This is a genomic window from Microbacterium maritypicum MF109 (assembly GCF_000455825.1).
GTDB lineage: Bacteria > Actinomycetota > Actinomycetes > Actinomycetales > Microbacteriaceae > Microbacterium > Microbacterium maritypicum_A.
This window is the reverse complement of the sequence record NZ_ATAO01000188.1, coordinates 58900-83374: the sequence shown is the minus strand read 5'-3', so window position 1 is coordinate 83374 and position 24475 is coordinate 58900. Positions and strand designations below refer to the sequence as shown.

Sequence of the window (24475 nt, the reverse complement as noted above, 5' to 3'; positions counted from 1 at the left end):
CCACGTCACCGATGACCGAAGGAGCACGACCGATGACGATTCGGACTTCCCTGCAGCTGTTCACGATCAAGGACGAGCTGGAGGCCGACCTCGAATCCTCCCTGGCGGCGGTCGCCGCCCGCGGATTCACCGCCGTGGAGCCCTATGACTTCGTCCGCCGCGCCGAGCCCCTCGCTGCCGCACTGTCCACCGCCGGGTTGGTCGCCCCGTCCGGCCACGCCTTCCTGGCGTCGGAGTCGTTCGTGAACCCCGACGGCAGCGGCACCACGGTGCCGGTGCCGTCGCCCGCAGAGGTCTTCGCCGCAGCGAAGGTGCTCGGCATGGACACGGTCATCGATCCGTACACCGAGCCCGCGCGCTGGGAGTCGGTCGAGCAGATCGAGCAGACCGCGCGACTGCTGAACGAGGCGGCGGAGATCGGTGCGACCGTGGGCGTGCGCGTCGGATACCACAACCACGCACACGAGCTGGAGGCCGTGTTCGACGGCGTCACCGGACTGGAGGTCCTCGCGGGCCTCCTCGACGAGCGCGTCGTGCTCGAGGTCGACCTGTACTGGGTCGCCCGCGGCGGCGTCGACCCCGTCGCGCTGCTCGAGCGTCTGGGCAGCCGCGTCGTGGCCGTGCACGCCAAGGACGGCACGCTCGACCCCGCGCTCGCCGGCGCCTACCCGCCCGCCGACCAGGTGGCCGCGGGCGAAGGATCCGTTCCGCTCGTCGAGGCCATCGCCGCGGCTCCGGCCCTCGAGCTCGCGATCGTGGAGTTCGACCACTACGAGGGCGACCTGTTCGACGCCATCGAGCGCAGCCGGGTGTACCTCGACGAGAAGGTCGCCGGCTGATGGCGGTCGGCACCCGTTCGTTCGGGGACGGCCCCGTCGGCGTCGGCATCATCGGCGCCGGGAACATCAGCGATCAGTACCTGTCGAACCTCACGACGTTCCCGGATGTGCGCGTCCTCGCGATCGGCGACCTGCTCGAGGACCGCGCGCAGGCGCAAGCCGAGAAATACGGCGTCCCGCGCTCCGGAGGCGTCGACGCGGTGCTCGCCGATCCGGAGATCGACATCGTCGTGAACCTCACGATCCCTGCCGTGCACGTCGAGGTGTCCGAGGCGATCATCGCGGCGGGCAAGCATGTCTGGACCGAGAAGCCGATCGGCGTGAGCCGTGAGGAGTCCCGCCGACTGCTGGAGAAGGCGGATGCGGCCGGTCTCCGCATCGGAGTCGCCCCCGATACCGTGCTCGGACCGGGTGTGCAGACGGCGAAGCGGGCGATCGCGCGCGGCGACATCGGCCGTCCGCTGTTCGCGCAGACCACGTTCCAGTGGTCGGGACCGGAGATCTTCCACCCGAACCCCGCATTCCTGTACGCCAAGGGCGCGGGCCCGCTGCTCGACATGGGCCCCTACTATGTATCGGCCCTCGTGCACGTCTTCGGCCCGGTCGCCTCGGTCGCGGCCCTCGGGCTTCAGGGGACGCCGACGCGGCGTGTGCAGGTCGGCGAGTTGGCCGGCCAGGAGTTCCCGGTCGAGATCCCGTCGACCCTGAGCGTGCTGATGGACTTCGAGCAGGGAGGGCAGGGGCAGAGCGTCTACAGCACCGACTCGCCCGTCATCCGGCAGGGGATCGTCGAGATCACCGGCACCGAGGGCACCATCGTGATCCCCGACCCGAACACCTTCGGCGGCGCGATCTCGATCACCCGACCGCTCACGCGTCTGTTCATCCCACCGGAGCCCGTCCAGCAGGACATCATCGACGTCGAGCAGGAGGGTGTGCTCTCCGGCCGCGGCGTGGGGCTGCTCGACATGGCACGCTCGATCGCCGCCGGTCGCCCGCACGTGGCGACGGGGGAGTTCGGCTACCACGTGCTCGACACGCTCCTGTCGATCGAGGAGGCCGCCGAATCTCGCAGCTTCGTCGACGTCGAGAGCACGCTCGATCAGGTCGGTTCGATCGCCTCTGACTTCGATCCGTTCGAAGCGACGCTCTGATCGCAGCCGGTGGCGGTGGCGGAGGTTCGGATCACCGAGCCTTCGTCGCCACCGACCGGATCAGGGGGCAGGTTCGCGCGTGCTGATCAGGCAGCGCGTCGATCAGGCGGCGGGCTCGCGCAGACGGACGAGTCGCTCGTGCCCGGTCTCCTCGAGTTCGGCGATGTCGTCGCGCGACTTCAGGAAATCGGAGAACGAGCGGTAGCCGAGGGCCTTCTCGCTGAAGGACGGATCCATGCGGCGCATGTGCGTCTTGACCGCTGAGCTGTGCAGCCACTCGTCGGCGTCGGCCTTGTCGTGGCCCAGACGCAGCGCGCGCTCGAGCAACTGGGTCGCCTCGCCCTGCTCGTCGAGCTTGGGCTCCTCGACTTTGGGTGCGGCCGCCTTCGACTTCGCCCGGCGCGGGGTCTTCGCCTTGACCGCGTCTGCGACATCGGGCACAGCCTCGGGCGCGGGCTCCGCGACGGCCTCGGACTTCGCGGCGACGGCGGGCGCCGCCTTCACGGGGCGGACCACACCGGGAAGCGAGTCGTAGGATTCGAACTCGTCGCACGCGGCGGCCAGCGACTTGGCTGTGGAGCCCGACACTCCGACGCCGATCACGTAGCGTCCGAGACGCTTGCACCGCTGAGCCAGCGGCACGTAGTCGCTGTCGCCCGCCACGATCACGACGTGCGTGAGGTCGGGCAACCGGAACATGTCCTCGACCGCATCGACGGCGAGGCGGATGTCGGCGCCGTTCTTGGCGTAGGCGGCTGCCGGGAACAGCTGCACGAGGTCGACGGCGCGCGCCACGAGCTGCGAACGGTACTCGGCGTTCACGGGAGACGACCAGTCGGCGTAGGCCCTCGTGAGCACCAGGGTGCCGAACGAGGCCGCGTAGTCGATGATGGCGCCGACCTCGATCATCGCGCGACTCAGTCGGTCGGTGACCTCGGGATCGTTCGGGTTCTCGCTGATCCGCTGACGGTCCTTGCCGTAGGCGTTGCGTCCGTGCACGCGGTCGTACCAGGAGATGACGATGTTGTCGAAATCGAGGTAGACGGCCACGCGGGCATCGGTGGTCTCGGCCATGATCAGACCTCCTCACGGGGATAGCGGACGCCGATCTGCGCTCTGATCTCGTCGAGAGCGCCCATGATGGCGACGCTCTCGGCGATGGGCAGGATGTCGCCCTCGAGGATGCCGTCGCGGACGAGCCGCTCGGCGGCGAGTGCCTGGTACTGCATCCCGCGGCCCTCGACCTCGGACGTGTAGGTCTCGTGAACGGTGCCGTCGGGGAGGACGACCCGGAACGTGGTCGGGCTGTACCAGACCGCATCGATGTCGATGCGGGCGGCCGTGCCGATGATGCTCGCGACGTTGGGTCCGGCGGCGCGCGACGACGACAGACTGGTCGAGATCGCTCCGCCCTCGTGCGTCATGACGGTCGCGACCTCGGAGTCGGCTCCGGTCTCCACGAGCCGGCCGACGGCGTGGAGCGTGGTCGGTGCGCCGAGGATGTCCCAGATGAAGGAGATCGGGTAGATCCCGAGGTCGAGGAGCGCGCCGCCGCCGAGCTCGAGGGCATTGAGGCGGTGGGTGGGGTCGGAGGGCAGCAGTTGCGTGTGGTCGGCGTTCACTGCGCGGATCTCGCCGAGGACGCCGTCGGCGATGAGCTCGCGGATGCGGACCATGTGCGGCAGGTAGCGGGTCCACATCGCCTCCATGACGAGCAGGCCGCGTTCGGCCGCAAGCGCCTGCAGATCCTCCGCCTCCGCGCGGTTCAGCGTGAACGCCTTCTCGGCGAGCACGTGCTTGCCGTTCTCGAGCGCGAGCCGGGCGTTCTCGTGATGCATGGGGTGCGGCGTCGACACGTAGATGATGTCGACGTCGGGATCGGACACCAGCGCCTCGTACGAGGGGTGCGCGCGGGGGATGTCGAAGCGGGCGGCGAACGCGTCCGCCGACTCCTGCGAGCGGGACCCGACGGCCACGAGGTCGAGCCCCGCGGTTCTCAGATCGGACGCGAATGCGCCGGCGATACCGCCGGTCGCGAGGATTCCCCACCGAAGACCTGTCATGGTCTCAGCGTAGGGGGTGTGCCGGCTGTGACGGACTGTTACATCCCGTGACGCCCGGCATCGGCGCCCTGGCAGCGGAGGCTCGACGGCTCCTACCGTGACGCCATGACCGAACCCCTCATCATCGGCGCCATGGTGCGCACCCTGGGCGCGTACCCCTCGGGCTGGCGGCAGCCCGGCGCGCATCGTGATCCCGCGTCCGACGCCGACATCCTGCGGCACATCGCGCGGGAGGGGGAGGACGCCGGCCTCGACTACCTCTTCTTCGGGGACTGGCTCGCCACCGGCCCGGATCTGGAGTTCCGCGACCCGTACCTGCTGGCCCGCATCGATCCCGTGAGCGCCGTGCTCTTCCTCGCGGGGGTGACCTCGCGGATCGGCCTGATCGCCACGGTCAACACCACGTACGCCGACCCGTACACGACGGCACGCTCGCTGGCGTCCCTCGACGTGCTCACCCGAGGCCGTGCCGGGATCAACCTCGTCACCGGCGCCGAGCCGCGTGCAGCGGGCAACCACGGCCGCGAGGCGCACGCCGACAACGAGTCCCGCTACGACCGGGCGGAGGAGTTCGTCGAGGCACTGCGCCGACTGTGGGACTCGTGGGGCGAGGACGCCTGGATCGCCGACGCCGACCGCGGGGTGCTGATCGACCCGGAGGCACTCCGCGCCGCCGACCTGCGGGGAACGCAGGTGCGCGTCACGGGACCGCTCAACGTCGCCCGCCCGCCGCAGGGACAGATCCCGATCGTGCACGCGGGGACGTCGCCGCGCTCGAGGGCGCTCGCGGCCACCGAAGCCGATCTCGCGCTCACGGCCGCGCCCACGCTGGCCGATGCGATCGCGACCCGTCGACTGCTGCGTGACATCGCGGCGGAATCCGGACGATCGCCGGATGCGCTGAAGGTGATCGCCCCGGTGCTTCCCGTCGTCGCGGACACGGATGCCGACGCGCGACGCATCGTGGAGCGGCTGCTCGCCCTGGTGCCGCTGGCCGAGGGGCACCAGGCGGCCAGAACGGCGTTCCCGTCGAATCGCACCGTCGCCGCGCTCGCCGATGCATTCGACGTCCCGCTCGACGACCCGCTGCGCACCTCGACCTTCGACGCGCCCGTGACCTCTGCGGAGGCCCTGCGGCTGGGAGAGCGCGGCGCCGCGCTGATCGAGCGCCTCGGCATCATCGCCGGGCTGCGCGTCTCCGCATCGAAGGTCTCGGGATCGGGCATCGGGAACGGCGATCCGCTCACATGGCGGCACCTGGTCGCCGCGCATGCGGTGCCGGCGGCGTTCGTCGTGGGAGACGCGGCGACGATCGCCGACCATTTCGAGACCTGGCGTGAGGAGGGCGCCGCGGACGGGTTCAACGTGCTGTCGGCGTTCCAGCCCGCGCAGTTCGAGGCTTTCACGCGACAGGCGGCTCCCGAGCTGCGTCGTCGCGGCCTGCTGCGAGACGCGCAGGAGAGCACCCGAGCGACCCTCCGCGACCGTCTGCGCATTTCCTCGTATGTCGACGCGTGACCACGCGTGTCGCCACGCGACATCCGGAGTCGGCCACCTCGCGCCGGAGGAACCGCGATTCCTACGGTGAAGTCACCTCACCACAGCACCCGAAGCACCGCACAGCACCCGAAGCACCGCACCCGAATCCTGGAGGCCCACCCATGAACCGTCGTCTCATCCGCGCCGCTGCCATCGCGCTGCCGCTCGTCCTCGCGGGCAGCCTCGCCGCCTGCGCGTCGACGCCCGCACCGGCGAACTCGCCTGCCGAAGGCGGCGACCCCGTCACGGGAGGAACGCTCACCTACCTCGAGCACCAGGCGTACACGAACCTCTACCCGCCGCAGGCCGGCTTCTACCCGAACGGCGGCATCGTGAACAACATCGCGGCCCGTCTCACCTGGCAGAATCCGGAAACGCTCGAGATCGAGCCCTGGATCGCCTCCGACTGGACCGTGAACGACGACGCCACCGAGTACACGTTCAACCTGAACCCCGACGTCACGTTCTCGGACGGCACGGTGCTCGACGCCGCGGCCGTGAAGAAGAACTTCGATACCTACGGGCTGGGCGATGCCGAGCGGGGACTCACTGTCTCCGAGGCGATCAACAACTACGCCAGCAGTGAGGTGGCCGACGAGGACACCGTCACATTCCATTTCTCGGCGCCGTCGCCCGGGTTCCTGCAGGCGACCTCGACGATCAACTCGGGCCTCCTGTCGCCTGCGACCCTCGACGGCACGATCGAGGACTTCGGTGCGGGCAACGCGGCCGAGATCATCGGCTCGGGGCCGTTCACCGTCACGGGAGAGAAGCTCGGCACCGAGTACACGCTCACCGCCCGCGACGACTACGACTGGGGCCCCGACAGCGTCGACAACGACGGCCGCCCCTACCTGGATGCCGTGCACGTGCTGATCACGCCGGAGGACTCGGTGCGCATCGGCTCGCTGCTCGCCGGCCAGGCCGACTACGTCCGCTACGTGCAGGCGTTCGACGAGGACCGCGTCGAGGCGGCCGGCTTCACGCTCTACGCCCCGCAGACCCGCGGGGTGAACAACTCGATCGCCCTCCGCCCCGAGAACCCGCTGCTCTCCGACATCCGCGTCCGGCAGGCGATCATCTCCGCCGTGGATGCGCAGGAGGTCGTGGACACGCTCTTCACCGAGAACTACCCGGTGGCGACCTCGGTGCTGTCCTCTCAGGCCCTCGGCTACAAGGACGAATCAGAGCACTACGAGTACGACCCGAAGAAGGCCGAGAAGCTGCTCGACGAGGCCGGATGGAAGCCCGGTGCCGACGGCATCCGCGAGAAGGACGGAGAGCGTCTCGCGATCACGGTCTACGAGGCCAAGCCGCAGCCCCTGTCGAAGCAGACCCTCGAACTCGTCGCGCAGCAGCTGGCGAAGGTGGGTGTCGAGCTCTCGGTCAAGCCCGGCGACGCCGGCAGCTACGCCGAAGACACCCGTGACCCGCTGAAGACCGGCTTCTACCACTCGATGGTCGGCCGGGCGGATCTCGACGTGATCAAGAGCCAGTACTTCACGAAGAACCGCGACGTGCTCATCTCGAAGGATGCGAAGCTCGACGAGCTGCTCCTCGCGGTGGCCTCCGAGCCCGACGCCGACAAGCGCGTCGCTGCGTCGCAGGCCGTGCAGGACTACATCGCCGAGCAGGCCTACGTCATCCCGCTGTTCGAGGAGCCGCAGGTGTACGGCACGGCGACATATGTGCACGGCGTCGCGTTCGAGTCGGTGGGGCGCCCGACGTTCTCCGGCGTCTGGCTCTCCGAGCACTGATCGGCATGGTGCGTCGATGAATTTCGTCCTCCGACGAGCCGGGCAGGCCGCGATCGTTCTGATCGCGGCCTTCACGGCCACCTTCTTCCTGCTGCAGCTGTTGCCGGGCGATGCGATCCTGATCAAGTTCTCCGACCCCAGCCTCGGGCTGTCGCCGGATCAGCTCGACAGCATCCGCGCCACGTACGGTGCCGACCTGCCCTGGTGGCAGCAGTACGTGCACGCAGGGCTCGGCTTCCTCGCCGGGGACTTCGGATTCTCGACGCAGTTCGGCACGCCGGTGCTGGCGATGCTCGCCGAGGCGCTGCCGGCGACACTGCTGCTCGCGTCGCTCGGACTCCTCGTCGCGCTGCTGCTGGCGGTCCTGATCGCGGGGCTCTCGTCCCTCGCGCCGTTCGCCTGGCTGCGTGATGGTCTGCGCCAGATCCCCGGCCTCTTCGTCGCCGTGCCGGTGTTCTGGCTGGGCATCCTGCTCATCCAGGTGTTCTCTTTCGGACTCGGCTGGGTGCCGATCGTCGGGGCCGACCCGGCGAGCGGCCTCATCCTCCCCGTGCTGACCCTCGCGGTGCCGATCTCGGCGCCCTTGGCGCAGGTGCTGGTCAGGGCGATCGATCAGGTGCAGGCGCAGCCGTTCGTCACGGTGGTGCGCGCGAAGGGCGCGCCGCCGCTCTGGGTGCTCACGCGCTCGGTCGCCCGCAACGCCGCGGTGCCGACGTTGACCATCGCCGGCGTGCTGTTCGGAGAGCTCGTCGGGGGAGCGGTCGTGACCGAGACCGTGTTCGGTCGCACGGGCGTGGGCAGGCTCACGGAGCAGGCCGTCACGAACCAGGACATCCCGGTGCTGCAGGGCGTCGTGCTGCTCTCCGCTCTCGGTTTCGTGGTCATCAGCTTCGCGGTCGACCTCGTCACCCCGCTCATCGACCCGCGCCAGCGGACGCTCACGCGCTCCCGCCCATCCGCCGCGTTCGCCCCCTCGAAGCCCGCACCCCAGGAGGTGTCAGCATGACCGCTCCCGTGATCGCCGAGACGAGCGTCGAGCCCGGAGCCGTGCCGGCACCGACCCCTCAGGAGCAAGCGCCGGCACCTCGGCGGCGTGGTCGTCTGCACGGCCGCGCCTGGGGCCTGTATCTGGCGCTCGCCGTCGTGGCGCTCGCCGTGCTCTGGGCAGTCATCCCCGGGGTGTTCGCCCCCGGCGACCCGCTCACCGGCGTACCGGCCGACAAGCTGCTGCCGCCGAGCGCCGCCCACTGGTTCGGAACCGACACCCTCGGACGCGACCTGTTCGGACGCGTCGTCCATGGCGCGGTGCATTCGCTCTCCGGCGCGCTGATCGCGGTCACGGTCGGCCTCGCGCTCGGCACGGTGCTGGGCGCGATCGCCGGGGCCGTGGGCGGTGCGGTCGATGACGTGCTCATGCGCGTCGTCGACGTGCTCCTCGCGATCCCCGGGCTCCTGCTGTCGCTGTCGGTCATCATCCTGCTCGGATTCGGCACCGTCAATGCCGCCATCGCGGTCGGTCTCGGCAGCGTCGCCGCCTTCGCCCGGCTGATGCGCGCCGAGGTCGCCCGCGTGCGGCGCACCGAATACGTCGAGGCGGCCTTCGGCAGCGGCGCCACCTTCTTCGCGGTGCTGCGTCGGCATGTGCTGCCCAATTCGCTCACACCCATCGTGGCGCTCGCTGCGCTGCAGTTCGGCACCGCGATCCTGGCGATCTCGACTCTCGGCTTCCTCGGCTACGGCGCCCCGCCGCCCACCCCGGAATGGGGGCTGCTGATCGCCGAAGGACGCAACTACGTGGGGACCGCCTGGTGGCTCACGGCACTTCCCGGTCTCGTCGTCGTCGCGGTCGTGCTCAGCGCCAACCGCATCAGCCACCGCATCGGAAGGGGGACGCGATGAGCGTTCTGGCTGCGACGGATCTGCGGATCTCCTACGGGGGTCGCGAAGTCGTGCACGGCATCTCGTTCGAGATCGAGGAGGGCGAGACCCTCGCGCTCGTCGGCGAGTCGGGATCGGGCAAGTCCACGACCGCTCATGCGCTCCTCGGTCTGCTTCCGGCCGGCGGGAAGGTCGATGGCGGGACCGTGGCACTCGGAGACCTCGACATCTCCGGATGGACCGATCGCGCGCTGCGGGGCATCCGCGGCGCGGAGATCGGCCTCGTGCCGCAGGACCCCACGACCTCGCTCGATCCGGTGCGTCCGATCGGCGCGCAGGTCGAGGAGATCCTGCGCCTGCACGGACACCGGGACCGGCGTTCGCGTCGCGCGCGTGCGATCGAGCTGCTCGACCGCGTCGGCATCGACGATCCGGACCTGCGGGCGCGCCAGTACCCGCACGAGCTCTCCGGCGGCATGCGGCAGCGCGTGCTGATCGCGACCGCGATCGCCCTGCAGCCGCGCCTGCTGATCGCGGACGAACCGACCAGCGCCCTCGATGCCACGGTGCAGCGCAAGGTGCTCGACCTGCTCGACGAGCTGCAACGTGAGGAGGGCACCAGCATCCTGCTCGTGACCCACGACCTCGGTGTGGCCGCCGATCGCGCGGAAAGGCTGGTCGTGCTCAAAGACGGCCGGATCGTGGAGCAGGGCCCGAGCGCAGCGGTGCTCGCTGCGCCGTCCGACCCGTACACGCGGCAGCTGCTCGCCGATGCTCCTGCATTCACGACCGGATTCCGCCGCCCGGAGGCGCCGCCGTTCCTGCGGGACGCGGCGGCCGTCGCCGCGGAGAACCCCTATGCGATCGTGGCCGAGGGGCTCGTGAAGGAGTTCCGCGTCGCGGGGCGCGAGCGCTTCCGCGCGGTCGACGACGTCTCGTTCCGCGTGCGTCGGGGCACCACTCACGCTCTCGTCGGGGAGTCCGGGTCAGGCAAGACGACCACGGCGCGGCTGGTCACGCGCTTCCATCAGCCCGACGCCGGCACGATCGAGGTCGACGGCGAAGACGTGACCCACGCGAAGCGCGAACAGCTGCGCGCGCTGCGCCGACGCGTGCAACTCGTCTACCAGAACCCGTTCGCCTCGTTGGATCCTCGTCAGCACATCATCGACATCGTGGCGGAGCCGCTGCAGAACTTCCGCGTCGGATCGAGCGCCGAGCGCCGAGAACGGGCGCTGGCCCTCCTCGACCGGGTCTCGCTCCCGGCCGACGTCGCGAGGCGCACTCCGCGCGAGCTCTCGGGCGGCCAGCGACAGCGCGTCGCGATCGCCAGGGCGCTCGCGATCGATCCGGAGGTCGTGGTGCTCGACGAGGCGGTGTCAGCGCTGGACGTGACCGTGCAGGCGCGCATCCTCGAGCTGCTCACCTCGCTGCAGTCCGAGCTCGGACTCACGTACCTGTTCATCTCGCACGACCTCGCGGTGGTGCGCAGGATCAGCCACACGGTCTCGGTGATGCGTCGTGGCCGGATCGTCGAGGAAGGGCAGACGGAGGAACTCTTCCGCGACCCGCAGCACGACTACACCCGGGAGCTGCTCGCCGCTGTCCCCGGACGAACGGAGACCGTCGTATGACCACCGCACCCACCGTCGCCTTCTTCACCCGCCTGCTCGACGACGCTGCACCTGTCGAGAGGTATGCGCTCGCGACCGCGCAGATCCAGCAGGCCGAGCGGCACGGGATCGGGCGGGCCTGGGTCGCCCAACACCACTTCCACGCGGCCGAGGGCGGGCTGCCGTCCCCTCTGGTGTTCCTCGCCCACGTGGCCGCCGTGACCCGCGGCATCCGGCTCGGAACCGGGGTCATCACCCTGCCGCTGGAGGATCCGGTGCGGGTGGCCGAAGATGCCGTGGTCGCTGATCTGCTCTCCGGGGGGCGCGTGGATCTGGGACTCGGCAGCGGGGGGACACCGTCGTCGTTCGTGCCCTTCGGGGAGGACGTGCGCGACAAGGCACCGACCTACGACCGCAAGCTGCGCACGCTGCTCGACGGGCTGGCGGGTCGCGACATCGGGGCGGGCAACACGCTCTACCCGGATGCCGGAGATCTCGCCGACCGCATCTGGCAGGCCACCTTCTCGGCGCCCGGTGGGCACCGCGCCGGGGTGCACGGGCACGGACTGCTGCTCTCGCGCACGCAGCCTCGCCGCGCCGACCGACAGCACGCACCGCTCTCCGAACTGCAGGATCCGATCATCGACGCGTACCTCGAGGCGCTTCCGGCCGGGGTGGAGCCGAGGATCACCGCGTCGCGGACCGTGTTCGTCGCGGACGACCGCGCCGAAGCGCTGCGGTTCGCCGAGGTCGGGCTGCGCCGGGGGGCGGAGGGCTTCCGCCGACAGGGGCAGACCATCCCCGGAGACAGCATTGACGAGTTGATCGCCGCTCTCGACACGCACCTCGGCACGCCGGAGGAGGTGGCGGAGTCGCTCGCCGCCGACGCCACCCTCGCCCGCGCGACCGAAGTGGCCTTCCAGGTGCACTCGGTCGACGCCCCGCACGAGCACGTGCTGCGATCCATCGCCCTCTTCGCCGATGAGGTCGCGCCGGCCCTCGGCTACGCACTCAGCCCTTCCGCCCCAGACACCCTCACCCTCAAGGAGAACGCATGACCGACGACATCGTGGACCGCATCGTGGAGGTGACGCCGGAGCTGGATGCGCTGCGCCGTCGCCGGCCGGTCACCCGAGAGCAGCTGCAGGCGAGCTTCGACGCACTCTTCCGACCGGTCACGGTCGAGCACGTCTCGCAGGCGGAGCGTGAGCTTGTCGCCGCCTTCGCGACGGGGCTCGCCGGAGCGGATGATGCGACCGCGGTGTTCTATGCCGCCCGCGCACAGGACGCGGATCCGCAGACCGCGAGCGTCGTGCTCGCCGAGGCCGCCGGCGCGGCCGTCAGCGGACCCTTCGGCGCCTACACCGAGCTGGGGCTGCAGGAGGAGAACACCGAGGGGAAGCGGTACGTCCCCTCCGGCGCGGTCGTCGCGGTCATCGGTGAGCGCCTCGCCGCGGCCCTCGCACACACGCACCTGCTGGTGTTCCGGCCCCGCGAGGCTTCGGGTGCCGACCTCGGGCGCCTGCTCGACGCCGGGTGGTCGACCGACGGGATCGTGACGCTGTCGCAGCTGGTGTCGTTCCTCGCCTTCCAGCAGCGCGTCGTCACCGGGCTCCGCGTGCTCGCCGCCGCAGGACTGACGACCGCATCCGAGACCGACAGCTCCGAGGAAGAGGAAGCCGCATGACCGCCGAACAGAGCGTGCTCCGGCACGATGACGCCCCGCACCCGCACGCCTTCACCCGCGGGGAGGTCGGCTGGGTCCCGCACCTGGAACCCCTCGCGGAAGACGAGCTGACCGCGCGGCACTACGACGGTCTTGTCGACGCCGCGCGGGCGAAGAACGACTACTTCCGCCTGCTCGCCCGTGACCCCGAGGTGCTCAAGGCGCGGACCCTCGTCGACAAGGACATCTTCTACAACGCGGCAGAGGGCCTCCCGCGCGCGGACCGCGAGCTCGCGGCCACGGCGGCATCCCGTCGCAACGGCTGCGTGTTCTGCGCCTCGGTGCACTCGCGCTTCGCCGCGCACCACAGCAAGCGCACGGACGACGTCGACTTGCTGCTCGAGGAGGGCGTGGACGCGGACCTGGGCGAGCGATGGAACGCGATCGTCGCGGCATCCGTCGCCCTCACCGACACGCCCAGCGCATTCAGGGAGCACGAGATCGCCCGGCTGCGCGCGGCAGGGCTCGACGATCTGGAGGTCGCGGACGTCATCCACGGCGCCGCGTTCTTCAACTGGGCGAACCGGCTGATGCTGTCGATCGGACGGCCGGTGGCTCCGGCCTGACCCGGAGCCCTGCGACTACGGGAGCAGGATGATCTTGCCCGAGGCGGCGCCGGATTCCATGAGTTCATGGGCCTGCGCCGCTTCGGCGAGCGGCAGCTGCGGTCCGAGCTCGATCGTGAAGTCGCCGGTGTCCAGGAGGGCGATCGTCTCGGCGAGGGCCTCGGCACGCCAGGCGAGTTCCTGGTCGGTCAGCGGCACCGGCGATCCACCGGAGAAGGCACGGATGCCGAAGGATGCGGCATCCGGCCCCCGCACGATCGTCGCGATGCGGTCGCGGTCGGACACCAGGGCGAGCGAGGTCTCGATCGCCTCGTCGGTTCCCGCGCAGTCGAGTACCACTGTGACGGCGGAGGGAGCCGCCTCGCGGACCCGCTCGAGCAGGCCGTCGCCGTACGCCACCGGGATCGCGCCCAGCTCGCGCAGCTGATCGTGGCGGGCGGGGCTCCCGGTCGCGATCACGGTCGCGCCCCAGGCGACGGCGAACTGCACGGCTGCCTGCCCGACGGCTCCGGAGCCGCCGTGCACGAGCAGCACGTCGCCCTCGGTCACCCCGAGCGAGCGCAGCGCCTGGTAGGCGGTTCCGGCGGGGATGCCGATGCCGGCGCCCTCTGCGGTGGTCACGGAGTCGGGGAGCTTTGCGAGGTTCTCGGCCGGGACGGCGAGCGCCGACGCGTAGGTGCCGTGCCCATCGCGGATCGCCACCCGGTCGCCGACCGCGAAGTCGTCGACGCCTTCGCCGAGCGCTTCGACGACACCGGCACCGTCGAAGCCGACCGGACGCGGTTCGGTGATCGGCGGCGACGGGCGCTTGCCGCCGCGCAGCTTCGCATCGATCGGGTTCGCCCCCGCCGCCTCGATGCGGACGACGACCTCGCCGCGGCCCGCCACGGGGTCGGGGATCTCGATCAGATGCAGGACAGCGGGGGAGCCGATTTCGGTGTACACGATCGCGCGAGCCATGCATTCAGGCTACCTGCGCCGACAGTAGCGGTCACGGATCAGCGCCCGGACAGCACCTTCATGATGCGCTGCGGCGACACCGGCTGCGCGGTGCCCAGACGCTGCGCGAACACGCTCACGCGGTACTCCTCGAGCAGCCAGCGCGCCTCGACGAGCGCCGGCGAGGCGTCGGCCGCGAGCGGGATCGTGCCACCGGCGTCTTCGAAGGCCTTCGCCATCCGCTCGTACTCGGTCATGCGTGCACGGTCCTTGCCGGGCTCGCTGGACAGGGTCTTCAACCGGTCGAGCATCCCCTCCAGGTACCGGGGGAAGTGCGCGAGGCGGTCGACACCGGCGGTGGAGACGAACCCGGGGTGCAGCAGTCCGCTCAACTGGGTGCGGATGTCGTTCAGCGGGCCGAGGAGGGCGAGCGAGTTCTGCGACTTGATGCCGCGCTCCACGTCGCGTGACTTCGTGAGGATGCGTGCGACCAGGGAGACGCAGGCGAACAGTTCGTCGACGAGGACGGCGGAGACCGCGTCGCGCACGCGGGCGAAACCCGCCTCGTCGCGCACGATGCCATCCGGCACGATGCCTTCGATGACTGTGCGGGCGACCGCCGCACGCGAGTCCTCGATGAGGGCGGCGGCCGACGGATAGGGCGAGGCGGCGAGAGCGAGCTTCTCCTGGCTCGTCAGGTGCTCCTGCACGTACGAGGAGGGCGAGGGCACACCCAGAAGAACGAGGCGCAGCACGCCGTCGCGGGTGGCGGCCGCCGCGGCATCCGGGGTCGATTCGACGCGCACCGACACGCTCTTGCCCTGGTCGACGATGGCCGGGTACCCCCGCACGACGCCGCCGGCGACGCGGGTGTCGAGCACCTCGGGCAGTTCTCCGAACGTCCACGCCGTGAGGCCGGTCTGCTCGAGGGGCGCGGACGCGATGCGTTCGATCCCCCCGCGTTCGGTGCCGCGTCTCGCTCCCGTCCCCCCGGAGCGGGGAGGAGCTGCGATCGAGCGGGCGACGCTGCTGCGGGCGCGGTCCGAGAGCTGGGTCTGCAGCGCCCGCAGGTCGCGTCCGGAGCCGACGATCCTGCCGCGTTCGTCGACGGCGCGGAAGTTCATGCGCAGGTGCGGGGGCACGCGCTCGTCGTCGAAGTCGGCGGCGGAGACCAGCTGGTTCGCGAGGGGCTGGATGCGGCGGGCGAGCGCCTCCTTGAGCGTGCGCGGAGGCAGGCCGCCGTGCGACTCCGGCCCCTCCTCGACGAGCTCGGCACCGAACTTCTCGGCCCAGTCTGCGGCGGGGACCACGTGGCGACGGATCGCCTTGGGGAGCGCGCGCAGCAAGCCCGTCACCAGTTCGGCACGCAGGCCGGGAACCTGCCAGTCGAAGCCGCGGTCCTCGATCTGCGCGAGGAGCGGTAGCGGCACGACCACGCTCACGCCGTCGTCGTCGGCGCCCGGCTCGAACCGATACGCGAGGCCGAGCACCTGGTCGCCCTGGGTCCACCGGGTCGGGAACTCGCGCTGATCCGCACGCTCCTCGTCGTCGATCAGGTCGCTCTCGCGCATCACGAGCAGCTTCGGCGTCGTCGCCATGGCCTCTCGCCACCAGCTCTCGAACGACCGCACGTCGAACACCTCGGCGGGGATGCGCTCGTCGTAGAAGCGGAACACGGCCTCGTCGCCGGCGAGGATGTCGCGGCGACGCTCGCGCTCCTCGAGCTTCTCGAGGCGCTTGCGCAGTTCGGCGTTGCTGCGCCAGAACGCGCTCACCCGCTTGTCGATCCGTGTCGGATCCCACTCGCCCTCGACGAGAGCGTGCCGCACGAACAGCTCGCGTGAGGCAGCGCGGTCGATGCGGGCGAACTGCACGCGCCGACGCGGGATGATCTCGAGGCCGAACAGGGTCACCTTCTCGAAGGCGACCGCAGCACCGGCATCCTTCGACCAGTGCGGCTCGGTGACCTGACGCTTGGCGAGGTCGCCGGCGAGGGGCTCGGCCCAGGCGGGGTCGATCGCGGCGACCGTGCGGGCGAACGTGCGGGAGGTCTCGACGATCTCGGCGGCGATCACCGCACGCGGACTCTTCTTGCGCAGACCGGAGCCGGGGAAGATCGAGAAGCGGATGCCGCGCGCCCCGCGGTACTCGGCGATGCGACGGCCTTTCGGTTCCTTCGCAGGGGAGTGCGCCTTGCCTGCGGGGGCGGTGCGCTCGTCGAGGATGCCGATCTGCGAGAGCAGGCCCGACAGCAGTGCACGGTGGATGGCATCGGGATCGCTGGTGCCGCCGTCGTCGCCCGCTCTCCGGTCGTCGCGGGGGCGGTCGGGCGTCTTCACGAGCGTGCGCAGCTGGCGATGCACGTCGAACCACTCGCGCACCCGCACGTAGTTGAGGTGCTCGGAACGGCACAGGCGGCGGAACGCGCTCGAGCCGAGCTCGCGCTGCTGCTCGCGCAGGTGGTTCCAGAGGTTCAGCAGGGTGAGGAAGTCACTGGTCGGGTCGACGAAACGCGCGTGCATCCGGTCGGCTTCGTCCCGGCGCTCCTCCGGCCGCTCCCGCACGTCCTGGATGGTCATGCCCGAGACGATCGCGAGCACGTCACGCGTCACGGTGCCGCCGGAGTCCGCCTTCCCTGCTTCGATCAGCATGCGTGCGAACCGCGGATCGATCGGCATGCGGGAGATGTCGCGACCCGTGCGGGTGAGGTGCGGGGTACCGTCGCGGCGCGATGCCTCGACGGCGCCGAGCTCGGTGAGCAGGTCGAACGCGGCCTTCACGCCCCGCGAGTCGGGCGGGGTGAGGAAGGGGAACGCCGTGATGTCGCCGAATCCGAGCGACAGCATCTGCAGGATGACCGAGGCCAGCGAGGTGCGCAGGATCTCGGGCTCGGTGTACTCCGGGCGCTTGTCGTAGTCCTCCTCCGAGTAGAGGCGGATCGCGATGCCGTCGCTGGTGCGGCCCGCACGGCCGGAACGCTGATTCGCCGACGCCTGGGAGACGGCCTCGATGGGCAGGCGCTGCACCTTGGAGCGGTTGCTGTACCGGGAGATGCGGGCGGTGCCGGTGTCGATGACGTACTTGATGCCGGGAACCGTGAGGCTGGTCTCGGCGACGTTCGTGGCGAGGATCACCCGGCGGCGCACACCGGCCACCCGGCTGCGCTCGAACACCCGATGCTGGTCGGCGGCGGAGAGGCGTCCGAACAGGGGCAGCACCTCGGTGGGGGCGCGGTCGTTCGCGTAGGCGCCGCGCACGGCATCGGCGGCGTCGCGGATCTCGGCCTCGCCGGGGAGGAAGACGAGCACATCGCCCGGTGCTTCGCGGTCGAGCTCGCGCAGGGCCGTGACGATCGCCGAGACCTCGTCCTCCGGCTCGGACGGCGCGTCCTGCTCGTCCGTATCCTCGACCGGCCCGCGGTAGCGGATCTCCACCGGATACGTGCGTCCGGAGACCTCGATGATCGGCGCCGGGGTGCCATCCGGCGCGGCGAAGTGCTTCGCGAAGCTCTCCGGATCGATCGTCGCCGAGGTGATGATCACCTTCAGGTCGGGGCGCTCCGGGAGGATGCGGGCGAGGTAGCCGAGCAGGAAGTCGACGTTGAGGGAGCGCTCGTGCGCCTCGTCGATGATGATCGTGTCGTAGCGCGTGAGCAGCCGGTCGCGGTGGATCTCGTTGAGCAGGATGCCGTCGGTCATCAGGGCGATGCGCGTGGCGTCGGACACCTTGTCGGTGAAGCGCACCTTGTACCCGACGAGTGTGCCCAGCTCGACCTGGAGCTCTTCGGCGACGCGCTCCGCGATCGTGCGCGCGGCGAGTCGACGGGGCTGGGTGTGAGCGATGCGCTCCCGACCGAGCTCGAGCGCGATCTTCGGCAGCTGGGTGGTCTTGCCCGAGCCGGTCGCGCCCGCGACGATCACGACCTGGTGGTCGCGGATGGCATCGGCGATCTCGGCCCTGGCGGCGCTGACCGGCAGCTCCGGGGGATAGGAGATCACGGGGGAAGACATAGCCCTCCATCGTATGCCGGGATCGGTCATCCACGCACCGATGCCGGCCTCTACGATCAGGGGGTGATCACTGCTCTCGACCCCGTCCGGTGGTTCCACGAGTTCGGACGACCTCCGCGCATCCTCGGGCTCGACGTCGCCCGAGGACTGGCGATCCTCGGCATGGCCGGAGCGCACATCGGCGAGACCGAGCCGTTCGACTGGTTCGACCCGTCGACGTGGACCGACCTGGTGCATGGACGCTCGTCGATCCTGTTCGCGGTGCTCGCGGGCATCTCGATCGCCCTCATGACGGGACGCAGCGCGCTGCCCGAACGTGAGCGCATCCCCGGCATCCGCCTGAACCTCATCGGCCGGGGCGCGGTGATCTTCGTGATCGGCCTGGCCCTCGAGATGTTGAACACCCCGATCGCAGTGATCCTCACGCTCTACGGTCTGCTCTACGTCGCGGTCATCCCGTTCCTGCGCTGGAGGCCCTGGCAGCTGCTGACGGGGGCGGCGGTGCTCGCACTCCTCGGTCCGGCGCTGCTCGCGTTCCTGAACGCGGTGATGCTGAACCCCTACGGTTCCGGCATCGGGTTCGTGCTGTACGGCACGTACCCCATCACGGTCTGGATGTCACTGGTGCTGGCTGGCATGGCCCTCGGACGCCTGCGCGTCGAGCGGATGCGCACCGCGGCGGTCGCGCTCGGCGTCGGATTCGCGCTCGTGGTGGTCGGGTACGGTCTGGGCGGGGTCGGCCACGCCGCCGGTCTCGCCAGCGACGTCGGGAACGGCTCATCGGGGACGGAGGTCTCATCGGGCAGCTCGATCGTCGACCCCGGCTTCGTCGACATGGGCACGGCTCCCACCGGGTGGGAGGCCTACCCGCAGGCGCTCGCCGAGACCGACCCGCTCCGTGCCGTGCTCACGGCGGTCTTCGCCGTCGACCCGCACAGTGGAGGTACGGCCGAGATCCTCGGGTCCGGCGGGTTCGCCCTCGTCGTCATCGCCCTGTGCCTGCTGCTGAGCACACCTCTGCGCTGGGCGCTGCTCCCGCTGGGTGCGCTCGGTTCCATGCCGCTCTCGGCATACAGTGCGCATGTGCTCTCGATCATGCTGGTCGGTGGACCGGGGTCGTTCTTCACCAGCAACACGTTCTGGGCCGCGACTGCGATCGCTCTGCTCCTGCTGACCACGCTCTGGTCGATGTTCTTCGGCCGCGGACCGCTCGAACGCCTGGTCGGTCGGAGAGCGACGGCGATGGCGTCGGTGCCCCGGAGCTGACTCCGTCGATGCCGACCACGTCGCCGACCATAGGGCCGACCACGTCGCCGACCACGACGAGGGCCGAGAAGACGATGTGCTAGCGTGGAACGGCGACGCTTTCTGGCGTTCGCGACCGACCCCGATCTCGGGTCGGACTGGGGAGTTTCGAACTGGGGAGTTCACACCACCGCGTTGCGGCGATCCATTCGCCGTCTCGATGTCGTCGAGTGCGCGGGGGATGACGCCTGCGCGTTCGGAACGGCATCGACTGGGGAGTCACGGTGGGGAACACGAGTTTCGGGCGACGGGCACGCGGTGCCGTCGCATCAATGCTGACGGCCGGCCTGCTGATCGCGGGTCTGTCCGGTGTGGGAGCGACGGCGGCTGCTGCAGCCGACGTGCCGCCGACGACGCCTCCGCAGCTGCAGCGCGATGAGAACGTGGTGACGTCGGATCCGATTCCGACCGTCCAGATCGACAACGGATACGTGTGGGCGCAGACCACGATCGGTACCACCGTGTACGCGGTCGGCAAGTTCGACAACGCGCGTGAGCCGAAGGCCGCGCCCGGCACGGCCCTCACCGCACGCTCGAATGTGCTGGCGTACGACATCGTCTCCGGCGCGCTGTCGTCGTTCGCCCCGAAGGTCAACGGCGTGATCAAGGCCGTCGCGGCATCGCCCGACGGCACGCGCATCTACATCGGCGGATCCTTCAACAGTGTGAACGGCAAGGACCGGTGGAACTTCGCGGCGCTCGATGCGAAGACCGGCGAGCTGGTCCCGCAGTTCGCGCCGTCGATCGGTGGCAGTGGCGTGTACGCGATCACCACCGACGGATCGAACATCTACCTCGGGGGTCTGTTCACTCAGGCCAACGGCGTCGCCCGGAAGAACCTCGCCGCCTTCGACCAGAAGAACGGTGCGCTGCTGAGCTGGGCTCCCCAGGCCGACCGCCAGGTCGATGCCCTGGTGATGGATCCGGCCGGCACGAACGTCATCGTCGGAGGTCGCTTCTCGACGGTCAACGGCAGCAGTCTCCGTGGCTCGGCCGCTGTGGACAAATCCACCGGTGCAGCGGACACCTCCTGGGGCATCTCCCAGGTCGTGAAGAACAGCGGGAGCAGCAGCAACTCCGGTATCTTCGCCCTCGCCACCGACGCGAACTCGGTCTACGGCACCGGGTGGAGCTGGGCCGGCGGGGGCAACCTCGAGGGCACGTTCGCCGCAGAGGCGGGAACAGGAGCGGTGCGCTGGATCGCGGATTGCCACGGTGATCACTACGGCGTGTACTCGACCGGCAAGGTCGTCTACACGACGAGCCACATGCACTCCTGTAACACGATGGGCCTGCAGCCGCAGAAGAACCCGGCGGTCTACCAGTACGCCGAGGCGTACACGGCCGATGCGCGCGGCACCCTCTCCGCGAACACCTACTCGGGGTACGCCAACTGGGCAGGAACCCCTGCGCCGTCGCCCTACCAGTGGGCACCGGACTGGTCGGTGGGCACCACCACCGGACTCGGCCAGGCGGGCCTGTCCATCACGGGCGCGGGCGACATGATCTCGATCGGCGGCGAGTTCCGATCCGTCAACGGCGGTCAGTTCGAGGGACTGGTCCGGTTCTCCACGAACCCGCCTGGCGGCGCCAAGGACGGTCCCCGTGTCGCCGCTGCGGACTGGAAGCCCACGGCGGGCACATCGCCCGTCCCCGGGCGCGCTCGCGTGACGATCCAGACGAACTGGGATCGGGATGACCTGACCCTCACCTACGAGCTGTACCGAGCCGGAACCGCTGAACCTGTGGCGAGCACGACTGCGGACGGCACCTGGTGGAAGCGCGCGACGGTCACGCTCGATGACCCGACGGCGACGTCGGGCGCAACGCAGAGCTACACCGTGGTCGCGAAGGACGCCGCCGGGAACACCGCCACCAGTGCGAGTGTGAACGCGAAGGCGAACGCGGGGACCGTCTCTGCATACACGGCCAAGGTCCTCGCGGACGGTCCCTCGCTGTACTACCCGATGGGAAACATCTCGAAGGATTGGGCGGGCGCTAACACCCCGGTGAACGGGTCGGGCGCCACGGTCTCGTCGGCCGGCATCGAGAACAGCGGCACGGGGTCGACCGCCTTCAACGGCACCACGACCGGCCGGGTCTCGTCCGACGCCAAGGCGGCGGTGTCGAAGGATTTCTCCTCGGAGATCTGGTTCCAGACGACCACGAAGACCGGCGGCATGCTCATCGGCTCCGGAGCCGCCAAGACGGGAAGCTCCGCGACCGTCGACCGACAGCTCTACATGACGAACAGCGGCACTCTGACCTTCGGCGTCTTCGCCGGTCAGACGCGCGCCACGGTGGCAGGGGACAAGGCGCTGAACGACGGAACGTGGCATCACGCGGTCGTCTCGCAGAACGCGGAGGGGATGAAACTCTACGTCGACGGTGAGCTCGTCGCCTCGGATCCCGCGGTGACGACGTCCAGGACCGACTCCGCCTACCTCCGCATCGGCGGCGATGCCCTCGCGGGCTGGCCGTCGGCTCCCTCGTCGAACTACTTCAAGGGTGCGCTGGACGAGGCCGCGGTGTACCCGTTCGCGTTGAACGCGGATCAGGTGCGGTCGCACTTCCAGCTGGGGAAGGGCATGAAGGCTCCGACGGCGGCATTCACGGCGCAGTCGACCGATCTGAGCGTGGCGGTCGACGCGTCGGGCTCGTCCGCGGACGGCGGAGCATCGATTGGTGCTTACGCCTGGGACTTCGGCGATGGTTCGACGGCCACGGGCGCGACCGCGACGCACGAATACGCTGCAGCGGGGACCTACACGGTGCGCGTGACGGTGACGGACAGTCGTGGACTGTCGGCATCGAGCGAGAAGCAGGTCGTGGTCACGGCCCCCGTCGTCGCCGATGTCGTCGTGGCATCGGACGGGTTCGATCGTGCGGTCGATTCCGGCTGGGGCACCGCTGATGTCGGTGGTCTGTGGACGCCGATGCAGGGCAAGTCGACCGCGCTCTCCGTGGCAGAGGGTGCCGGGGTGATCGACCTCGCCGCAGGGCAGACGCGCGAGATGCTGCTGGACGATGCATCGGTGCGGGATTCCGCCACGACGATGTCCTACACGCTCTCGGCCGGTCCGGAGTCCGGCACGGCGTACGTCGGTGCGGGTTCTCGTCGCGCCGGCGACAGCGGGTTCCGAGCCCTGGCCTGGCATCGCGCCGATGGGGCGGTCTGGGTGGTGATCCAGCGCAACGGGACGGCGATCGCCAGCGCGGCGGTCCCCGGTCTGACCTGGAGTGCCGGGACGATGTTCCACCTGTCGACGGAGACGTCGGGTTCACCGTCGACGACCATCCGCGCCAAGGTGTGGGCCGACGGCCAGCCCGAGCCGACGGCGTGGCAGGTGTCCGCGACGGATGCGACGTCGACGCTCCAGGGCGAGGGATCGCCGTCGGTGTTCTCGTATCGGGCCGGCAGCGCGACCGGCACGAACATCGTGCGGGTGCACGAGGTCAAGGCCATCCGCTCGGGCGAGTGAGCTCAGGAACGAGTGCGCGGGTGGGGGCACCGGATCGGGTGCCCCCACCGGGTCCTCTCAGAAGTGCGTGCCGCCGTCGATGCGCACCTCGGTGCCGGTGATGAACGCTCCGTCCTCGCTCGCGAGCATCGCCACGACGCCGGCGACCGACTCCGGTCCGGCGAAACCCTGACCGATCGCGGGCGCGAGCTTCATGAACAGGCTCATGTCGGCGTCGGCGGGCAGGCCCGGACCGTTGCTCTGGTTGCTCTGGCCGGATCCGTCGGTCATGCCGGACGAGATCGACCCGGGCTGCACCGCGGTGAAGCGGATCCCGCTCTTCGCGTATTCGGCGGCGAGTGCGTGGGTCATCGACTGCACGCCGCCCTTGCTGGCCGCGTAGGCCGCCATGTAGGGGTGCGCGAAGCCGGCTGAGGTCGAGCTGAAGTTCACCACGGCGGACGACGAGCCTTCGAGCAGTGCGGGGATCGCCGCGCGGATCACGAGGAACGTGCCGACCAGGTTGATCCGGATGACCTGCTCGAACTGGTCGAGCGTCGTCTCGTGGGTGTGCGAGGAGCGCAGGATTCCGGCGGCGTTCACGAGCACGTCGAGTCCGCCCAGAGCAGCGACGGCCTCGGCGACGCCGGCAGCCACGGAGGCTTCGTCGGCGATGTTCATCGTGACGGTCGTGAGGCGTTCGGCGAGTGCGCCGGCCTGGGCGACCGTGTCTTCGAGACCCGCGGTGCTGACGTCGGCGGCGACGACGCTGCCGCCTTCGCGGAGCATGCGCAGCACGGTGGCCTGACCGATGCCCGACCCTCCGCCGGTGACGAGCGCCCGACGTCCTTCGTAGCGGTTCATGATCTTCCCTTTCGTGGTGAATGTCGTGGTGGATGCGGTGATGGTGTCGCGAGGCGACGTTCCGTTGTAGGCAGACTATGCCTGTATGGCAGAACGTGCCACATAGACCCAACCTGCCGCGGCGTTCGCCTATTCCCGTACGCTGTGACGGTGGAGACCTCGACCCTCACCGAACGCCGCCGGGCCGCGACCGAGCGGGACATCGCGGCCGCCGCCGCCGCGCTGTTCGCCGAGCAGAGCGTGGCGGGGGTCACCGCCGAGCAGATCGCGGCGCGCGCGGGTGTCTCGGTGCGTACGTTCTACCGGTACTTCGCCCGGAAGGAAGACGCGATCACGCCCATCCTCAGCGTCGGCGCCCAGCGCTGGCAGGAGGCATTCGCGCAGGTGGGGGAGCTTTCGCTGCGGGAGCGGATCCCCGCCGTGATCCACGCCCAGCTCGCCGAGGACGGGTCAGGGGAGCGGTCATCCGACGGGCTCGAACTCGACACGATGCTCGGCGTGCTCCGGGGCCTCGACGACGACACGGCGATGCGCGATGTCTGGCTGCGCGTCAACGACGACTCCGAGCGTCGACTGCGAGCGATCCTCCGGGAGCGGGGGATCGCGGTGTGGGATGCGGCTCTGCTCGCCGCTGTCGCGACGGCCTCCATCCGCGTCGGTCTCGAGCAGTGGGCGGCGGATCCCGACGGTGCTCGTCCCGCGGAGCGCGCTGTCGAGGCCTTCCAGGCCATGTCGCAGGGGCTCGACGGGCTCGACTGACT

18 protein-coding genes are annotated in these 24475 nt (G+C 70.1%); 13 read left to right on the top strand and 5 right to left on the bottom strand.

Annotated features, from left to right (window positions below):
- Positions 1-32 precede the first annotated feature (32 nt).
- Both L687_RS32235 and L687_RS32230 read left to right on the top strand, forming a co-directional pair.
- Positions 33-839 (top strand): sugar phosphate isomerase/epimerase family protein, encoded by an 807-nt coding sequence (locus tag L687_RS32235; protein ID WP_021199938.1) that lies wholly within the window; start codon positions 33-35, stop codon positions 837-839.
- On the top strand, positions 839-1993 hold the full coding sequence (locus L687_RS32230; protein WP_021199937.1) for a Gfo/Idh/MocA family protein: 1155 nt from the start codon (positions 839-841) through the stop codon (positions 1991-1993). The genes L687_RS32235 and L687_RS32230 overlap by 1 nt, the downstream gene beginning before the upstream one ends.
- A gap of 102 nt (positions 1994-2095) precedes the next feature.
- Here the strand turns inward: L687_RS32230 and L687_RS32225 are convergent, their stop codons facing one another.
- Together L687_RS32225 and L687_RS32220 are read right to left on the bottom strand one after the other, a co-directional pair.
- Entirely contained in the window at positions 2096-3067 is a 972-nt protein-coding gene (locus tag L687_RS32225) for an NYN domain-containing protein (RefSeq protein WP_021199936.1), read from the bottom strand.
- 2 nt (positions 3068-3069) lie between these two features.
- Positions 3070-4056 (bottom strand): Gfo/Idh/MocA family protein, encoded by a 987-nt coding sequence (locus L687_RS32220; protein ID WP_021199935.1) that lies wholly within the window; start codon positions 4054-4056, stop codon positions 3070-3072.
- Positions 4057-4161: 105 nt separating this feature from the next.
- Between L687_RS32220 and L687_RS32215 the strand changes: the two genes are divergently transcribed.
- The 8 genes from L687_RS32215 to L687_RS32180 all read left to right on the top strand — a co-directional run bounded on the left by L687_RS32215 (position 4162) and on the right by L687_RS32180 (position 13135).
- On the top strand, positions 4162-5574 hold the full coding sequence (locus L687_RS32215) for an NtaA/DmoA family FMN-dependent monooxygenase (protein ID WP_021199934.1): 1413 nt from the start codon (positions 4162-4164) through the stop codon (positions 5572-5574).
- Positions 5575-5717: 143 nt separating this feature from the next.
- The gene (locus L687_RS32210) at positions 5718-7352 is read left to right on the top strand and encodes a TIGR04028 family ABC transporter substrate-binding protein (RefSeq protein ID WP_021199933.1); all 1635 of its coding nucleotides are present in this window, start codon (positions 5718-5720) and stop codon (positions 7350-7352) included.
- Positions 7353-7368: 16 nt separating this feature from the next.
- Positions 7369-8358, top strand: coding sequence for an ABC transporter permease (locus L687_RS32205; RefSeq protein ID WP_021199932.1), 990 nt, complete (start codon positions 7369-7371; stop codon positions 8356-8358).
- Complete coding sequence (locus tag L687_RS32200) at positions 8355-9251, top strand: ABC transporter permease (protein ID WP_021199931.1); 897 nt, start codon at positions 8355-8357, stop codon at positions 9249-9251. Before L687_RS32205 ends, L687_RS32200 begins: the two co-directional genes overlap by 4 nt.
- Complete coding sequence (locus tag L687_RS32195; protein WP_021199930.1) at positions 9248-10864, top strand: dipeptide ABC transporter ATP-binding protein; 1617 nt, start codon at positions 9248-9250, stop codon at positions 10862-10864. Before L687_RS32200 ends, L687_RS32195 begins: the two co-directional genes overlap by 4 nt.
- Positions 10861-11901 carry a putative FMN-dependent luciferase-like monooxygenase gene (locus L687_RS32190; protein WP_021199929.1) on the top strand — a complete coding sequence of 347 codons (1041 nt, stop codon included), beginning with the start codon at positions 10861-10863 and terminating at the stop codon, positions 11899-11901. Before L687_RS32195 ends, L687_RS32190 begins: the two co-directional genes overlap by 4 nt.
- Positions 11898-12530 (top strand): CMD domain protein, encoded by a 633-nt coding sequence (locus L687_RS32185; protein WP_021199928.1) that lies wholly within the window; start codon positions 11898-11900, stop codon positions 12528-12530. Before L687_RS32190 ends, L687_RS32185 begins: the two co-directional genes overlap by 4 nt.
- Positions 12527-13135: an alkylhydroperoxidase domain protein gene (locus tag L687_RS32180; protein ID WP_021199927.1), complete on the top strand. Its 609-nt coding sequence runs from the start codon at positions 12527-12529 to the stop codon at positions 13133-13135. The genes L687_RS32185 and L687_RS32180 overlap by 4 nt, the downstream gene beginning before the upstream one ends.
- Before the next feature lie 15 nt (positions 13136-13150).
- Here the strand turns inward: L687_RS32180 and L687_RS32175 are convergent, their stop codons facing one another.
- Both L687_RS32175 and hrpA read right to left on the bottom strand, forming a co-directional pair.
- A complete protein-coding gene (locus L687_RS32175) occupies positions 13151-14095 on the bottom strand; it encodes a quinone oxidoreductase family protein (RefSeq protein WP_021199926.1) in 945 nt (314 codons plus the stop codon).
- A 38-nt stretch (positions 14096-14133) separates the two neighbouring features.
- Entirely contained in the window at positions 14134-18084 is a 3951-nt protein-coding gene (gene hrpA, locus L687_RS32170; protein ID WP_021199925.1) for an ATP-dependent RNA helicase HrpA, read from the bottom strand.
- A 63-nt stretch (positions 18085-18147) separates the two neighbouring features.
- Between hrpA and L687_RS32165 the strand changes: the two genes are divergently transcribed.
- Positions 18148-19350 (top strand): heparan-alpha-glucosaminide N-acetyltransferase domain-containing protein, encoded by a 1203-nt coding sequence (locus tag L687_RS32165; RefSeq protein ID WP_021199924.1) that lies wholly within the window; start codon positions 18148-18150, stop codon positions 19348-19350.
- A gap of 311 nt (positions 19351-19661) precedes the next feature.
- On the top strand, positions 19662-22871 hold the full coding sequence (locus L687_RS32160) for a LamG-like jellyroll fold domain-containing protein (RefSeq protein WP_021199923.1): 3210 nt from the start codon (positions 19662-19664) through the stop codon (positions 22869-22871).
- 57 nt (positions 22872-22928) lie between these two features.
- Here L687_RS32160 and L687_RS32155 read toward each other — a convergent pair whose 3' ends face one another.
- Entirely contained in the window at positions 22929-23714 is a 786-nt protein-coding gene (locus tag L687_RS32155; protein WP_021199922.1) for an SDR family NAD(P)-dependent oxidoreductase, read from the bottom strand.
- Positions 23715-23864: 150 nt separating this feature from the next.
- On the opposite strand from L687_RS32155, the gene L687_RS32150 reads away from it, so the two are divergent.
- A complete protein-coding gene (locus tag L687_RS32150; RefSeq protein ID WP_021199921.1) occupies positions 23865-24473 on the top strand; it encodes a TetR/AcrR family transcriptional regulator in 609 nt (202 codons plus the stop codon).
- Positions 24474-24475 lie beyond the last annotated feature (2 nt).

Coding starts and splice junctions, on each gene's coding strand:
- L687_RS32230 (WP_021199937.1), top strand. CDS start 839: ATGGCGGTCGGCACCCGTTCGTTCGGGGACGGCCCCGTCGGCGTCGGC.
- hrpA (WP_021199925.1), bottom strand. CDS start 18,084: ATGTCTTCCCCCGTGATCTCCTATCCCCCGGAGCTGCCGGTCAGCGCC.
- L687_RS32210 (WP_021199933.1), top strand. CDS start 5,718: ATGAACCGTCGTCTCATCCGCGCCGCTGCCATCGCGCTGCCGCTCGTC.
- L687_RS32205 (WP_021199932.1), top strand. CDS start 7,369: ATGAATTTCGTCCTCCGACGAGCCGGGCAGGCCGCGATCGTTCTGATC.
- L687_RS32195 (WP_021199930.1), top strand. CDS start 9,248: ATGAGCGTTCTGGCTGCGACGGATCTGCGGATCTCCTACGGGGGTCGC.
- L687_RS32220 (WP_021199935.1), bottom strand. CDS start 4,056: ATGACAGGTCTTCGGTGGGGAATCCTCGCGACCGGCGGTATCGCCGGC.
- L687_RS32200 (WP_021199931.1), top strand. CDS start 8,355: ATGACCGCTCCCGTGATCGCCGAGACGAGCGTCGAGCCCGGAGCCGTG.
- L687_RS32235 (WP_021199938.1), top strand. CDS start 33: ATGACGATTCGGACTTCCCTGCAGCTGTTCACGATCAAGGACGAGCTG.
- L687_RS32215 (WP_021199934.1), top strand. CDS start 4,162: ATGACCGAACCCCTCATCATCGGCGCCATGGTGCGCACCCTGGGCGCG.
- L687_RS32160 (WP_021199923.1), top strand. CDS start 19,662: ATGCTGACGGCCGGCCTGCTGATCGCGGGTCTGTCCGGTGTGGGAGCG.
- L687_RS32225 (WP_021199936.1), bottom strand. CDS start 3,067: ATGGCCGAGACCACCGATGCCCGCGTGGCCGTCTACCTCGATTTCGAC.
- L687_RS32180 (WP_021199927.1), top strand. CDS start 12,527: ATGACCGCCGAACAGAGCGTGCTCCGGCACGATGACGCCCCGCACCCG.
- L687_RS32175 (WP_021199926.1), bottom strand. CDS start 14,095: ATGGCTCGCGCGATCGTGTACACCGAAATCGGCTCCCCCGCTGTCCTG.
- L687_RS32185 (WP_021199928.1), top strand. CDS start 11,898: ATGACCGACGACATCGTGGACCGCATCGTGGAGGTGACGCCGGAGCTG.
- L687_RS32190 (WP_021199929.1), top strand. CDS start 10,861: ATGACCACCGCACCCACCGTCGCCTTCTTCACCCGCCTGCTCGACGAC.
- L687_RS32155 (WP_021199922.1), bottom strand. CDS start 23,714: ATGAACCGCTACGAAGGACGTCGGGCGCTCGTCACCGGCGGAGGGTCG.